Origin of the sequence: Streptomyces sp. NPDC002888 (genome assembly GCF_042888465.1) — a bacterium.
Classification (GTDB): Bacteria; Actinomycetota; Actinomycetes; order Streptomycetales; family Streptomycetaceae; genus Streptomyces.
Window position 1 is genome coordinate 87,662 of sequence record NZ_JBIAPU010000033.1, and the last position, 13,903, is coordinate 101,564.

General features: G+C 70.5%; 13 protein-coding genes. 5 read left to right on the forward strand and 8 right to left on the reverse strand.

Annotated features, from left to right (window positions below; all coding sequences use genetic code 11):
• Positions 1-7: 7 nt before the first annotated feature.
• The 6 genes from ACFYWX_RS39180 to ACFYWX_RS39205 all read right to left on the reverse strand — a co-directional run bounded on the left by ACFYWX_RS39180 (position 8) and on the right by ACFYWX_RS39205 (position 6,119).
• A complete protein-coding gene (locus ACFYWX_RS39180; protein ID WP_389429803.1) occupies positions 8-268 on the reverse strand; it encodes a hypothetical protein in 261 nt (86 codons plus the stop codon).
• Between the two features lie 106 nt (positions 269-374).
• Positions 375-1,889 carry an alpha-N-arabinofuranosidase gene (locus tag ACFYWX_RS39185; protein ID WP_389429804.1) on the reverse strand — a complete coding sequence of 505 codons (1,515 nt, stop codon included), beginning with the start codon at positions 1,887-1,889 and terminating at the stop codon, positions 375-377.
• Between the two features lie 91 nt (positions 1,890-1,980).
• Entirely contained in the window at positions 1,981-2,949 is a 969-nt protein-coding gene (locus tag ACFYWX_RS39190) for an arabinan endo-1,5-alpha-L-arabinosidase (protein WP_389429805.1), read from the reverse strand.
• A 22-nt stretch (positions 2,950-2,971) separates the two neighbouring features.
• Positions 2,972-3,832: a carbohydrate ABC transporter permease gene (locus tag ACFYWX_RS39195; protein WP_389429806.1), complete on the reverse strand. Its 861-nt coding sequence runs from the start codon at positions 3,830-3,832 to the stop codon at positions 2,972-2,974.
• Positions 3,829-4,767 carry a carbohydrate ABC transporter permease gene (locus ACFYWX_RS39200; protein ID WP_389429807.1) on the reverse strand — a complete coding sequence of 313 codons (939 nt, stop codon included), beginning with the start codon at positions 4,765-4,767 and terminating at the stop codon, positions 3,829-3,831. The genes ACFYWX_RS39195 and ACFYWX_RS39200 overlap by 4 nt, the downstream gene beginning before the upstream one ends.
• The gene (locus ACFYWX_RS39205) at positions 4,764-6,119 is read right to left on the reverse strand and encodes an extracellular solute-binding protein (protein ID WP_389429808.1); all 1,356 of its coding nucleotides are present in this window, start codon (positions 6,117-6,119) and stop codon (positions 4,764-4,766) included. Before ACFYWX_RS39205 ends, ACFYWX_RS39200 begins: the two co-directional genes overlap by 4 nt.
• A 273-nt stretch (positions 6,120-6,392) precedes the next feature.
• Between ACFYWX_RS39205 and ACFYWX_RS39210 the strand changes: the two genes are divergently transcribed.
• The 5 genes from ACFYWX_RS39210 (at position 6,393) to ACFYWX_RS39230 (ending at position 12,046) form a co-directional block, all read left to right on the forward strand.
• Positions 6,393-7,616, forward strand: coding sequence for an MAB_1171c family putative transporter (locus ACFYWX_RS39210; RefSeq protein WP_389429809.1), 1,224 nt, complete (start codon positions 6,393-6,395; stop codon positions 7,614-7,616).
• A gap of 17 nt (positions 7,617-7,633) precedes the next feature.
• Complete coding sequence (locus ACFYWX_RS39215) at positions 7,634-8,164, forward strand: toxin (RefSeq protein ID WP_389429810.1); 531 nt, start codon at positions 7,634-7,636, stop codon at positions 8,162-8,164.
• Complete coding sequence (locus ACFYWX_RS39220; RefSeq protein WP_389429811.1) at positions 8,161-9,342, forward strand: MAB_1171c family putative transporter; 1,182 nt, start codon at positions 8,161-8,163, stop codon at positions 9,340-9,342. The genes ACFYWX_RS39215 and ACFYWX_RS39220 overlap by 4 nt, the downstream gene beginning before the upstream one ends.
• A gap of 113 nt (positions 9,343-9,455) precedes the next feature.
• Positions 9,456-10,634 carry an MAB_1171c family putative transporter gene (locus ACFYWX_RS39225; RefSeq protein ID WP_389429812.1) on the forward strand — a complete coding sequence of 393 codons (1,179 nt, stop codon included), beginning with the start codon at positions 9,456-9,458 and terminating at the stop codon, positions 10,632-10,634.
• A gap of 14 nt (positions 10,635-10,648) precedes the next feature.
• The gene (locus ACFYWX_RS39230) at positions 10,649-12,046 is read left to right on the forward strand and encodes an NAD(P)/FAD-dependent oxidoreductase (protein WP_389429813.1); all 1,398 of its coding nucleotides are present in this window, start codon (positions 10,649-10,651) and stop codon (positions 12,044-12,046) included.
• Between the two features lie 126 nt (positions 12,047-12,172).
• Here the strand turns inward: ACFYWX_RS39230 and ACFYWX_RS39235 are convergent, their stop codons facing one another.
• Both ACFYWX_RS39235 and ACFYWX_RS39240 read right to left on the reverse strand, forming a co-directional pair.
• Positions 12,173-13,021 (reverse strand): SMP-30/gluconolactonase/LRE family protein, encoded by an 849-nt coding sequence (locus tag ACFYWX_RS39235; RefSeq protein WP_389429814.1) that lies wholly within the window; start codon positions 13,019-13,021, stop codon positions 12,173-12,175.
• A complete protein-coding gene (locus ACFYWX_RS39240; protein ID WP_389429815.1) occupies positions 13,018-13,791 on the reverse strand; it encodes an IclR family transcriptional regulator in 774 nt (257 codons plus the stop codon). Before ACFYWX_RS39240 ends, ACFYWX_RS39235 begins: the two co-directional genes overlap by 4 nt.
• Positions 13,792-13,903 lie beyond the last annotated feature (112 nt).

Below are 13,903 nucleotides of genomic sequence, written 5' to 3' on the forward strand. Positions count from 1 at the left end.
TGGGCGGTCAGGCGGCCTGGTCGTAGTCGGCCGGTACGTCCTCGTCGGTGGGCCGGCCGTGGCCCTGGCGGTGTTTCTCCCAGGCGCGCAGGGCGGCCCAGAGCAGCGCCCAGGCGGGGACGAGGTACCAGGGCACCGGCCAGGCGGTCTGCCACCAGGCTGCGTCCGGGGAGAGGACCGCCTCGGTCGCCGCCGCGAGCATGGCGACGCCCAGGGTCCAGCACAGCAGGCGTCCCGCCCATCGAACGGCCGGACCCGGACGGTTCATCGAGGGACCCCCCACGCCGAAGGGTGATAGTCATACAAGCGTGCCTCTCGTGACGAGAGGCACACAACCCTTCGTCTGCGACGGAATGCGTCGCTTTTCCCTTCCCCTACGCCAGCCGGATCACGTTCCACGACAGCGGCTCCAGTACGGCGGTCAGCCGGCCGTCCTGGAGTGTCGTGCCCTCCACCGCGTGCGGGGCGACCCGCTCGGGCTCGGCGAGCGTGTTGCGGGCGTCCGGGTCGGCGTCCGCGAGCGCGCTGTGCTCGACGACGGACGTGAGGTCGAGGCCGCTCAGAGCCACCTCGAGGGGCAGCGACTCGGTGCGGCTGCGGTTGACGGCGAAGACGGTGACCGAGCCGTCCTCGGCGCGGACCGCCGTGGCGTGCAGGAGGTCCGCCTCGCCGTACTTCTTCGTCTCGTACGTCGGTGAGTCCGCGCGGACGTCCAGGACCTCGCCGCGGCCGTACTTCGCCGCCTGGGCGAACGGGAAGAACGTGGTCTGCCGCCACGCCGGGCCGCCCGGCTCGGTCATGATCGGCGCGATGACGTTGACGAGCTGGGCGAGGCAGGCGACGGTGACGCGGTCGGCGTGCCGGAGCAGAGCGATGAGGAGCGAGCCGAAGACGACCGCGTCCGTGACGCTGTAGTTGTCCTCCAGGAGGCGGGGGGCCTCCGGCCAGTCGTCCTGCTCGAACGTCTTCGCGTGCGCCTCCCACTCGGGCAGGTACCAGACGTTCCACTCGTCGAAGGAGAGGTTGATCCGCTTCTTCGACTTCAGCCGCGCGCCCACGTGGTCGGCGGTCGCGACGACGTTCTCGATGAACGACTCCATGTCGACGGCGGAGGCGAGGAAGGAGTCGATGTCGCCGTTCTCGGGCCAGTAGTAGGCATGCAGGGAGATGTAGTCGACGAGGTCGTACGTCTCCTTGAGGACCGTCGCCTCCCACTCGGCGAAGGTCGGCATGGACTGACTGGAGGAACCGCAGGCGACGAGTTCGACCTTCGGATCGATCTGGCGCATGGCGCGGGCCGTCTCGGCGGCGACCCGGCCGTACTCCTCCGCCGTCTTGTGGCCGGTCTGCCAGGGGCCGTCCATCTCGTTGCCGAGGCACCAGAGTCTGATGCCGAAGGGGTCCTTGTCGCCGTGGGACGCGCGGAGGTCGGAGAGGGCGGTGCCCTCGGTGTGGTTGGCGTACTCCTGGAGTTCGAGGGCTTCGGCGACGCCGCGGGTGCCGAGGTTGACGGCCATCATGGGCTCGGCCTGGGGGCCGACCTTGCGGAGGAAGTCGATGTACTCGGAGAGGCCGAAGCGGTTCGACTCCGTCGAGTGCCAGGCGAGATCCAGCCGGCGGGGGCGTGATTCGGCGGGGCCGACCGAGTCCTCCCACTTGTAGCCCGAGACGAAGTTGCCGCCGGGGTAGCGGATGGCGGTGACGCCGAGTTCGCGGACCAGGTCCAGGACGTCGGTCCGGATTCCGGCCTCGTCGGCGGAGGGGTGGCCCGGTTCGAAGATGCCCGTGTAGACGCAGCGGCCGAGGTGTTCTACGAAGGAGCCGAAAAGGCGGGGGTCGACCTTGCCTACGGTGAAGGCGGGGTCGAGGGTGAAGCGGGCGGTGCTCATCTTGACCTTTCGGGTTCAGTTTTGTCTGCGGGTGATTCGTGGCTGGTCGCGCCCACGCGGCGGAGCCGCATATGGACACAGCCCCGGGCCCCTAAAAGACCTTTGGCCAGCCGTTCTTTGCCCAGCTCAGGGTGTTCAGCCCCAGCTTTGGCGTGCCGTTGTCCTCTGCGTCGTAGTAGTGGTACGCCAGGACGTCTCGTCCCCTGTCCCTGAAGACCGACTCGCCGCCCGTCCCCACGTACCGGCCATGCCCCTCCAGCAACAAGTCTCCCCCTCCTTCCAGCAGTGGCTTGCCCGTGCTGTCGACGTACGGGCCGGTCACCTGCGTGGACCTGCCCACTCGGATCTTGTATGTCGAGTTCACGCCGGCGCAACACGCGTCGTAGCTCGCGAAGAGGTAGTAGTGGCGGCGGTGCTTCACGATGTACGGGCCCTCGACCGCGTAGGGGGCGTCGGGGCGGGTGGCCAGGTGGTGGACGGTGGAGGCCGGGAGCGCCTTGCCCGTCCTCCGGTCCAGCTCGATCATGCGGATGCCCGTCCAGTACGAGCCGAAGGACATCCAGAGCTTGCCGTCGGCCCGGATGAGGGCGGGGTCGATGGCGTTCCAGGAGTCGGTCGTCTCGGAGGTGAAGGCCTTGCCGTGGTCGGTCCAGGTGCCGGGGAGGCCGGTGCGGGAGGTGGCGACGCCGATGGCGGAGTGGTTGGTGCCCCAGGAGGAGACGGCGTAGTAGAGCCAGTAGCGGCCGTCGCGGTAGGAGATGTCGGGGGCCCAGGGGTCGCCGGTGTCGTTGTACTCGTACCACCAACTCGGCGGGGCGGCGAAGGCGTTGCCCGCGTCGTCCCAGTGCTTACGGTCCTTGGACAGACGGGCGCCGATGATGCCGCCCGTCGAATAGGCCACGTATCCACCGGACTTGAGGCGGATGACCGTCGGGTCGTGGATGATCTGCTGTCCGGTGACGGGCTGGGGGTCGGGGTAGGCCACGTCCGCCGAGGCCGTGGTCGGCAACAGGGCGAGGAGGGCCGCGGCGACGACCGCGGCAAGTCTGAGGCGCTTCAACTGTGTAGCTCCTTCACGGGAGTTACTGGCCTGCGAGGCCGGTGTGCGCGACACCCGCCACGATCTGGCGCTGGAAGAAGACGAAGACGATGATCAGCGGCAGGCCGGCCATGAGACCGCCGGCCATGAGCTGGGCCCACTGGATGCCGTAGGAGTTCATGACGGTCGCGATGCCGTTCGGCATGGTCATCAGGTCGGGGTTGTTGGTCACCATGTACGGCCACAGGAAGTTGTTCCAGGAGGCGATGAAGGTGAAGATGCCGACCGCGGCGAGGGAGGGGCGGGCGAGCGGGACGACGATGGTGAAGAAGACCCGCCAGCGGCCCGCGCCGTCGATGAACGCGGCCTCCTCCAGTTCGCGCGGGATGCCCTGGAAGAACTTGTAGAGGATGTAGACCATCGCGGCGGGCGCGCACTGCGGCAGGATCATGCCCCAGTAGGTGTCGACCATCCCCATCTGCTGGACGGTGGTGAACAGGGGGACGCCGAGGACCGCCGGGGAGACCATCAGGCCCGCCATGACCACGCCCATCAGGACGCTCTTGCCGCGGAACTCGGTGCGGGCGAAGCCGTATCCGGCGAGCGCGCTGACGAGCAGCACCACGGACGTCACGCAGACGGAGACGACCAGGGAGTTGACGAACCAGTTGGTGATGTTGCCGGTCTCGAAGAGGGCCTTCCATGCCTGGCCCGTCCAGTCCTTCGGCAGCCAGTGCGGGGGCACCTCGACGGCCTCGGTCTCCGACTTGAGCGAGGTGAACAGGCCCCAGGCGAAGGGGGCGAGGAAGACCACGGAGACGGCCGCGCCGAGGAGGGTGAGGACGATCTGGCTGGGTGTCCAGGGCCGACGGGGCTTGACGCGCACTGGTGTGGCGGTGGTCATCGGACGCCCTCCTCACGGTTGCGCAGCAGCCACATCCGGGCGAGGGCGACGGCCGCGATGATCACGAAGAAGATGATGGAGATCGCGGAGGCGTAGCCCACGCGGTAGCTGGTGAAGCCCTCTTCGAGGGTGTACTGCACGAAGGTGCGGGTCGATTCCTCGGGTCCGGGGCTGAAGTCCATCATCACGACGGCCTGGTCGAAGATCTGGAGCGAGGCGAGGATCTGCAGGGCGATGACGAGCCCGGTGATGTTGCGCAGCATCGGCAGGGTGATGTGGACCATGCGGTGCCAGGCGTTCGCGCCGTCCAGCTTGGCGGCCTCGTAGAGGTGGCCGGGGATGCCCTGGAGTGCGGCGAGGTAGAGCAGGAAGCTGAAGCCGACCGTCCACCACAGGGTCGTGATGACGATGGCGAGCATCGCGTACGACTTGTCGGTCAGCCAGGGCGTCTCGATGCCGAAGACGTGGTTGATCATGCCCGTGCCGGGGTTGAAGAGCCACTGCCACAGGTTGCCCGCGACGGTGGAGGGCAGCAGGAACGGGGCGAAGAAGCACAGGCGCCACAGCCACTTGGCGCGCTCGATGTGGTGGGCGAGCATCGCGAGGAGGAAGGCGAGGACCGTGATGCAGGGGACGACCAGGAGCGTGAAGTACGCGCTGTGGCCGAGGGCGTCCCACATCAGGGGGTCCTTCAGGGCCTCACGGTAGTTGTCGAGGCCGACGAAGTTGGCGCTGTCGCCCGAGATGTTGGCGTCCGTGAAGCTGAGGTAGACGCCGCGCAGCAGCGGCCAGATCACGAAGAGCGCGAACAGGGCGAGGAACGGGGCGACGAACCAGCCGCCGTGCTGGAAGCCCTGCTTGCGGTGGGCGGTGGCACTTCGCGCGGCGCTCTTCGTGCGCGCGGGTGCGAAGAGGGTCCCTGTACTGGTCGTCATGCGACCGCACCTCCCTGCGCGGCGGTTCTGCCGTCCATGGGGTTCTTCATGGCGAGCAGTTGGGTGAGCGCGCCCTTCATCCGGCGGGCGGCGGCGTCGGGCCCCGCGGAGCCCATCGTCGAGGAGACGACGATGGGGCCGACGCGCTGGGCGAGGATGCCGGTGGAGCCCGCGAACCACACCTTGGGCTCGTTGGCCTGGTGGTCCATGGCCGACACGTACTCGTTCTGCGGCTCCAGCTTCTTGTACGCGGCCGTGGACAGGGTGGGCGAGTACGCGGGGATGTGGCCGCCGGCCGCCCACTGCTGGGCGTGCTGGACGACGTAGGCGGCGAGCTGGTGGGCTCCCTCGTTCGTGGCGCCGCCGCGGTCGGACTGGTGCGGCAGGACGAAGGCGTGCGACTCGGCGTGGGTGGCCTGCTTGCCGAAGACGGGCGGCAGCGGGGTGGCGCCGTAGTCGAGCTTGGCTCCGGAGAAGACCGGCACGGACCAGTTGCCCTCCCAGGTGAAGGGCGCGCCGTTGATGAACTGTTCGGCGCCGACCGAGCCCATGCCCGGGTCGGTGTACCCGTCGGTGATGTGCCGGCGCAGGAACTCCAGGACCTGGACGGCCTTGTCGGTGTCGAAGGTGACCTCGGTGTTGGCGGGGTTGAACCAGGTGCCGCCGAGCTGGGTGTAGAAGGCGACGAAGAACCACCACTGGAAGTTCTGGTCGTTGACCCACAGGCCGAGGGTCTGCAGCCCCTTCTTGGTGGCTTTCTTGGCCTCCTTCAGCACGTCGAACCACTCGTCGGTCGACGTCACGGGCACGAGCCTGCCGTCGTCGCCGAGCAGGCCGGCCTTCTTCAGCACGTCCTTGCGGTAGAAGCAGAGCTGGACGTGGATGTCGAGCGGGAGGGCGTAGAGCTTGCCGTCGATGACGGCGCGCTTCCACAGTGCGGGGTTGAAGTCGGCCTCCCGTACGCCGTACTTGGCGAGCAGGTCGACGTCCCAGGGGTCCAGGAGGCGGCCGGGCGAGAAGCCGGTGACCCGGCCGAGGTGCATGACGCCGAGGTCGGGTGCGCGGTTGCCCGCGGCCGCCATGGCTAGTTTGGTGTAGAAGGGGTTGCCCCACTGGAGGGTGGAGTCCTTCACGTCGATGCCGGGGTTCGCCTTACGGAAGGCGTCCAGCATCGCGATCATGTTGTAGCCGTCGCCGCCGCTGAAGAGGTTCCAGTAGCGGACCCGGGTGTGTGCGCTGGAGGCGAGTGCGTCGGCGCCGGTGCCTAGAGCGGCGAAACCGAAGCTGCCCGCGACCGCCAAGCCGCCCGCGGAGGCCAGAAGGTGCCTGCGAGTGAGGCCGGGTCGTCCCATTCCCTGCCCTTACTGTTCGACATTTCGGAGCGTGCTCGTAACTTCGAACGGGACCGTAAATTCGAAGAGCGTTCGCGTCAATGGTTTTGACAGGACTTATGACAGCGCTTTCTATGACAGTTCTCGTGCGGTCCTCGTGAAGTTCGGTCACCGAGCGATTGTTTCTGGCTGAACTATGGCCATCGGATCGCATGACGCGGACAGTTCAGGACGCGTAACCTCGGACCGGCTGCCGAGCGGCCGACGGACGGCGAGGAGGGGGGAGCGACGCCCGTGTCCCTGGCGCTGGAGCTCAGCGAGTACTCCATCTCCTTCTGGATCCCGACCGGGGTCCTGGCCGTCGCGCTGGCGATCAAACTGCCCACGATCATCCGGCTGTGGAAGGAACCGCTGCTGCGCGCCGTCGGCGGGCTGCTGCTCCTCGCCTGCTGCGTGTTCGTCTTCGTCACACCGTCGACGATCGCCTGGACCAACCGGGTCACCGGCGTGCCCAACATCTCGGCGCCCTGGGTCTACTCGCTGCTCACCGCGTTCTCCGGGTCCTGTCTGCTGCTGATCATCGCCTGGCGCAGCGGCCTGTCCGACCGCTCGGCCGCGACCTGCCGCGCCATGCGGTGGGTGGTCTCCGTCTACTCGGGCGTGATCGTGGCCCTGTGGGTGCTGTTCGCGCTCGCCGACACGCCCGTGGAGCGGCTGCGGGACCTGGACACCTACTACGCCAACACGCCGTTCATGCGCGAGGAGATCCTGCTCTACCTCCTCGCGCACACCCTGGCCACCGTCATCACCTCGCGGCTGATCTGGAACTGGGTGCGCACCGACGGCCTCGACGCCTGGCTGCGCTGGGGACTGAAGTTCCTGGGCATGGGCTACGCGACCCAGCTGGTCTTCGACGCCGCCAAACTCACGGCCGTCGCGGCCCGTTGGACCGGTCACGACCTGGACTGGCTGAGCACCGACGTCGCCCCGCCCGTGGCCTGTCTGTCGGCCGTCCTGATCGCGGTCGGCTTCATCCTGCCGCACGCCGGCCAGTACCTGAACGACCGCCGGCGGGTGCGGCTCGCCCACCGCGAACTGCGGCCGCTGTACCAGCTGATGCGGACCGTCGACGGCCACAGCGCGCCCCTGCCGCTGCGCGGAGCGCCCGAACTGCGCCTGATCCGCCGGGAGACGTTCATCCGCGACACGCTGCTGCCGCTCGCCCGGCACATCGACGAGGACCTGCGCGCACGGTCGTACGACGCCGCGCTCGGCCTCGGGCACGGCCCGAAGCGGGCGAAGGCGCTCGCGGCGGCGGTGGCGATCCTGGACGCCGTCGACGCCGGGGGCCGCACGGCGGACGGCGACGAGAGCGGCCACCCCGACCCCACGGAGCTGCTGCGGGAGATCGGGGCGGTCTCCCGGGCCCTGCGGCGGCCCGAGGTCATCAACGCGGTGCGCGCCCGGGCGGCCGCCGCGGCGGAGGCGGCCGGTCCGCCCCTGCCGCACCGGAGGTGAGGTAACTGAGGCACGGCATGGCCTGGAACATTGCAACGGTACGCAGGAAGAAGGAGATGCGCCGGCTCGCCGGCGTGCTCATCGGACCCATGAGGGTGTCGGTGCCCGCGGATCCCGAGGCCCTGTTCGACGCCCTCGTCGACTCCGTCAGCCGGTGGCGGGGCCGCGAGGTCGTCGTCCGCCGGGAGGTCTTCCCGCCGCACACCGCGAGCGGGCTCTGGCTGGAGGGCGACACACAGGACATCGTCGTCGTCGACAAGCGGGCCGCCGCGTGGCACCAGATCGTGATCTTCTGCCACGAGGTGTGGCACATGCACCAACAGGATGCGGACACCCCCACCGTGGCGGCCGCCGACGGCCGCCCCGTACCCGTCGCCGCGCGCACCGACTTCAGCCTCGCCGACGAGCAGGAGGCCGACCGGTTCGGCATGCTCATGAGCGGCCGGCTGCGCCCCTGGCTGGAGGCGGACGCCACGCCGGGCGCCGGCGGCCAGGACGTCGCCGGGCGCATCGGAGCCGCACTCAACTACCGCGGGACACGAAGATGAACGGCCTGATCAACTACATCAGCTGCGGTGTGCTGTGGCTCGGCCTGGTGGTCAAGGCCCCCGACCTCGTACGGCACCGGCGCGACCCCTACCTGCGGGCGATCTGCGCCGTGCTGGGCCTGGCCGGCGTCTGCTTCTTCCTCGGCGCCGAGCCGACGGTCGCCGCCGTCAACCACCTCAGCGGCATCCCCAACCTGGCCGCGCCGCTGACGTACGCGTCGATCACCGCGTACAGCGCCGCCTCGCAGATCCTCATCGTCTACTGGCGCGGCGGGCCGCACGTGCACCGCACCACCCGGCGCTGGATCGTGGCGTACGCGTTCGTGCTGCTCGGCATCGCGACGACGTTCGCGCTGGGCGACGCGCCCGTGGAGCGCCGCACGGACCTCGACACCTACTACGCGACGACGCCGTACATCGCCGAGATGATCGTGCTGTACCTGGTCGGCCATCTCGCCGCCGTCAGCGTCACCACCGTGTCGTCGCTGCGCTGGGCCCGCGAGGTGGACGGCTGGCTGCGCACGGGCCTGGTCACCCTGGGCATCGGGACGCTGTGCAACGCCGGGTACAGCGTGACCAAGCTGGCCGCCGTGGCCGCCCGCTGGTGCGGGCGGGACTGGTCGGGGCTCGGTACGACCGTCTCACCGGCCGCCGCCGGTCTCGGCGCCCTCATGACGGTCGCGGGCATCCTCATCCCGCTGGCCGGCCCCCTGCTGACGGAACGGCAGCGGGCGCGGCGGGACTACGTACGCCTCGAACCGCTGGAGCGGGAACTGGACGAGCTCCTCACCCGCCGTGCGCTGCGGCTGCCCCGGCCACGCCTGGCCTCCCCCACCACGCGCCTCGTGTGGCGGCAGACCAGCATCCACAACGCGCTGAGCAGCCTTGACGCGCTCCTCGACCGGGCGCTCTACGAACGGACGCTGGAGGCCGAGGCGCAGGCGACCGGTGACCCGGAGCGGGCCGAGGCCACCGCGTGGGCCGCGGTCATCGCCGCGGCCGTCGTGGAGGAACGCGACCGGGAGAGACCCGTGGCCCCGCCCGGGGAAGCCGACCGCTTCCAGGACGGGGCCCCCTGCCCGGCCACCCTCGTGCGCATCGCCGACGCGCTGACCACATCCCCCCTCGTCACGGCCGCCCGCACCCACACCGGGACCACCACGACGGGCACCGCGTGAGCCCGGCCCCGCATTCCCCCCACACCGGTACGACCACGACGGGCACGGTGTCAGCCCGTCCGCGGCACCCCTCCCCCCACAGCCGCACGATCGTCTGAACGGAGTTCCCGGGCATGAGCCTCGTCGTGTATCTGGCGGCCTGCGCCTCCGCGCTGGCCTGTGCCGTGCTGTTCCGGTACAGACCGCGCACCGCCGCCCCGAGCCCGCTGACCGTGTCCACCTGCGTGGCGATCACCCTCGGAGCCGTCGTCTTCGTCTGCTCGGCCCCGCTGACCCTGTCCGCCGTCAACGAGCTCACCGGCATCCCCAACTTCGGCGCGCCGCTGACCTACGGGATGCTCTCCGCGTACAGCTGCTCCCTGCTCATCCTGCTGATCCACTGGCGGGGCGGCTCCCCCGAGCGGATCCGGTGCCTGGTGCTGCGGACCGTCGCCGCTTACGGTGCGCTGATCGTCGCCGTCGTCGTGTTGTTCACCTTGGCGGACGCGGACGTGGAGCGGCTCTCCGACCTGGACACGTACTACGCGAACACGCCGTACATGCGCGAGATGATCGTGCTCTACCTGCTCGGACACAGCGCGGCCATGCTGGTGATGTGCGCGGTGTGCGTGAAGTGGGCCCGCGAGGTCACCGGTCTGCTGCGGACCGGGTTGTGGCTGATCCTGGCCGGGGCGCTGCTGGACGTGGTGGGCTTCCAGCTCACCAAGTACACGGCCGTCGTGGCCCGTTGGTCCGGCCACGACCTCGACGTCCTGTCCACGGCCGTCGCCCCGCCCATGGCCTCGCTCGGCGCGCTGGTCTTCTCCGCCGGGTTCGTCCTGCCACGGCTGCTGCCCGCCGCGCAGGCCCAGTGGCACAGCCTCGACGACCACCGCAGGCTGGGCCCGCTGTGGTCGCGGCTGCGGTTCGCCTCCACCGCGCCGAAGCCGCCGAGCGCCTGGTGGCAGCTTCCGCAGGCGCGCCTGCGCTGGCGTGAGGTGTCCATCCACGACGCCTTGTTGGCGCTCGCCCCCTACTTCGACGACCGAGTCCGCGAACAGGCCCTGGACGCCGGTCTGCGCGAGGGACACCCCGCGCACGAGGCCCGGGTCGCCGCCGAGGCGGCCATGGTGGCCGACGCCGCACGGCGCGCCGCCGACCGGGAGGAACCGCAGGCCACGCCCAGCACGTACCGCCTCTACGCCACCGAAGTCTCCGGCACCGGCGGCCTGGTGGAGTTGGCGCAGGCGCTCACGCGTTCGGCCAGCGCCGGCACCGTTTGTGAAGGTACGGTGAGGGCCACCCCTGGCTGAACACGAGGAGCCCCATGACGCGGAGAGCTGTCGTCATCGGTGCCGGCCTGGCCGGCATGCTGGCCGCGGCCGCGCTGTCCGGCGCCGCGGACGAAGTGATCGTCCTGGACCGCGACGACCTGCCCGACGGACCCGACCACCGCAAGGGGCTACCGCAGGGGCGCCACGCCCACCTGTTGATGGCCGGGGGCCTGGCCGCCATGGAGGACCTGGTACCCGGCGTGAGCATGCGCCGGCATCTGCTCGCCGCGGGCGCGCACGAGATAGCGCTCGGGTCGGGCATGGTGGGCCTGACGCCCGAGGGGTGGTACCGGCGGTGGCGGCACGACGGTCCCCACATGCTCGCGTGCAGCCGGGCGTTGCTGGACTGGGCGGTGCGGGGCGCGGTGCTGGCGAACACGAAGGTCGAGGTCCGCACGGGGCGGGTCCTCGAACTCACGAGTGGCGCCGGGCGCGTTGACGGGGTCCGGGTGTCGTCTGCCGAGGGTGACACGGAACTTGAGGCCGACTTCGTCGTCGACGCCAGTGGGCGCGGCTCTCGTGTGACGCACTGGCTGGGGAGCCTCGGGGTGACCGGCATCCGGGAACGGACCGTGGACTCCGGGCTCGTCAACGCCACCCGCGTGTACCGGGTGCCCGACGGGGCCGAGCGGTTTCCCCTGACGGTGGTCATGGCCGATCCGTACGCGGGGCGGCCCGGGCGCAGTGCCATGGTCCTGCCGATCGAGGGCGGGCGGTGGATGGTGAGTCTCGCCGGCACGCGCGGTGGGGAGCCGCCCACCGACCCGGACGGGTTCCTCCGCTACACCCTCGACCTGCCGGACCCCATCGTGGGGCGGCTCATCTCCGGTGCGGAGCCCTTGACCGACGTGCACATCAGCCGCAGTACGAGCAACACCCGGCGCTATCTGGAGAAGGTGCGGGAGTGGCCCGAGGGGTTGGTGGTGCTCGGGGACGCCGTGGCCGCGTTCAATCCGGCGTACGGGCAGGGGATGGCGGTGGCCGCGCTGGGGGCGCGGGTGCTGGGTGACGAGGTACGGCGGCATGGGCTGGGGTCCGCCGGGCTGGCGCGGCGGGTGCAGCGGGGGGTGGCGCGGTCCGTCGAGGCGGCCTGGGCGATGGCTGTGGGGCAGGACGTCTGGTATCCGCGGACGCGGGGTGGGCGGCCGAGTGCCGCCGACCGGCTGGTGACGCGGTATTCGCGGCGGCTGACGAAGGCGGCGACCGGGTCCTATGAGGCGGCCGCCGCGTTGTGGGACGTGACCAGTCTGAATGCGGGGGCGGGGCGGTTGTTCCGCCCCGGGACGTTGTTGGCCGTGCTGAACGGGCCGCTGCTGCCGGCGTTGGCGGGGCCGCCGTTGACCGAGGAGGAACGGGGGGTTCTGCGGGCGTTAGACCGTACGTCGGTGTGAGCCTGGTCCGGTGCTGGGGCGCGGGCGGGTTGGTCTACTCGCCCGCGCTTGCGGGGTGCCGCCTTTCTGTGGGTCGGGAGCCGCCCCAGGCGGCACGCATGCCCGCAGGCTGGGCGAGCGAAGGCGTCAGCCGGTGAATGTGGGCTGGACCAGCCCCTTGCCCACCCCCGGTACCACCAACAGCGACCCCGACAGCGGCGGAGGCGTGTCCAGCCCCACCCGAGCCGTCGTGATGTACAGGTCACTCAGGTCGGCCCCACCGAACGCGCAGGCCGTCACCCGAGGAGCCGGAAGGCCGATCACCCGGTCCAGCACCCCCGCCGGGGTGTAGCGGCGGACCGCGCCGCCCTCCCACAGGGCCACCCACACGCAGCCGTCGGCGTCGACGGTGAGGCCGTCGGGGAAGCCCGCGCCCTCCTCGATCTCCACGAGGGGGCGGCGGTTCGCGGGGCGGCCGTCGGTGAAGTCGAAGACGTCGACGCGGCGGGTCGGGGAGTCGATGTAGTACATGAGGCGGCCGTCCGGACTCCAGCCGGTGCCGTTGCTGACCGCCACGTCGTCGAGGACGACCTCGACCGAGCCGTCGCCGGTGACGCGGGAGAGCGTGCCGCCGCCCGGGGCCTCGTCGTAGCGCATGGTGCCGGCCCACAGGGAGCCGTCGGGGGCGACGGCGGCGTCGTTGGCGCGGCGGCCGGGGACCGGCTCGTGGTGGAGCCAGCGGAAGGTGTCGTCGGGGTCGAGCAGGCCGACGCCGTCACGCAGGTTGAGGACGAGCCCGCCGCCCGTGCGGGGCTTGACGGCACCGACGTGCTGCTCGGTCGTACGGACCGTGCGCTGTCCGGTGGCGGGGTCGTAGGTGTGGATGCGGGAGCCGAGGATGTCGATCCATATCAGGCGGCCGGACGCCGCGTCCCACGTCGGGCCCTCGCCGAGCGTCGCCTCCGACCGGACCGCCACCTCGTACGCGTACGTCATGCCACGCTCCGGTAGCCGAGGTGCTCGGACAGCTCGGCGGCGCCCTTGGCGGCGAGCTGTTCCAGCTCACCGCGGCGGTCGTCGCTCCAGCGGATCATGGGGATGGAGATGGAGAGGGCGGCGACGACCTGCCCGGTGCGGTCACGGACCGGCGCGGCCACGCAGGACACGTCCGGGTTGGACTCGCGGCGCTCCACGGCGATGCCCCGCTGCCGGATCTCGGTCAGGGCCTCGCGCAGGGCGCCCGGGTCGGTGATGCTGTTCGGGGTCATCGCGACCAGATCGGCGTCGTCCGGGACGCGTGAGGCGAGCTCCGGCTCGGGAAGAGAGGCCAGCAGCATCTTGCCGACGGAGGTGCAGTGGGCGGGAAGGCGCCGGCCCGCGGCCGACACCATGCGGACCGCGTGCGTGGAGTCGACCTTGGCGATGTAGATGACGTCCGTGCCCTCCAGGATCGCCACGTGCACCGTCTCGTCGCAGGTCTCGGCGACGGAACGGGCGACCTGCAGACCCTCGGCCGCGAGGTCGAGCTGCTCGGCGTAACGGCTGCCGAGCTGGTACGGGCGTACGCCGAGCCGGTAGCGTCCGGGCTGGCCCTGCACGGGGACGATGTAGGACCGGGCGGCGAGCGTGGTGACCAGCTCGTGCACGGTGGTGCGCGGCAGCTGGAGCTTGCGCACGATGTCGGGGGCGGAGAGCGTCCCGTCCCCGTCGAGGAAGAGCTCGAGAATGTCGAGAGCCCGGGTCACGGCAGGTACGAGGCGTCCCACGACTGGCCCCCTCCCTTGTTGGTTGCGACTGACTTCGTCGGTGACTGCGCCGGTGAATGCGTTCGAGATTTCAACTGACGATCGGCATGACGAACACAGGCTAGTCATAGAG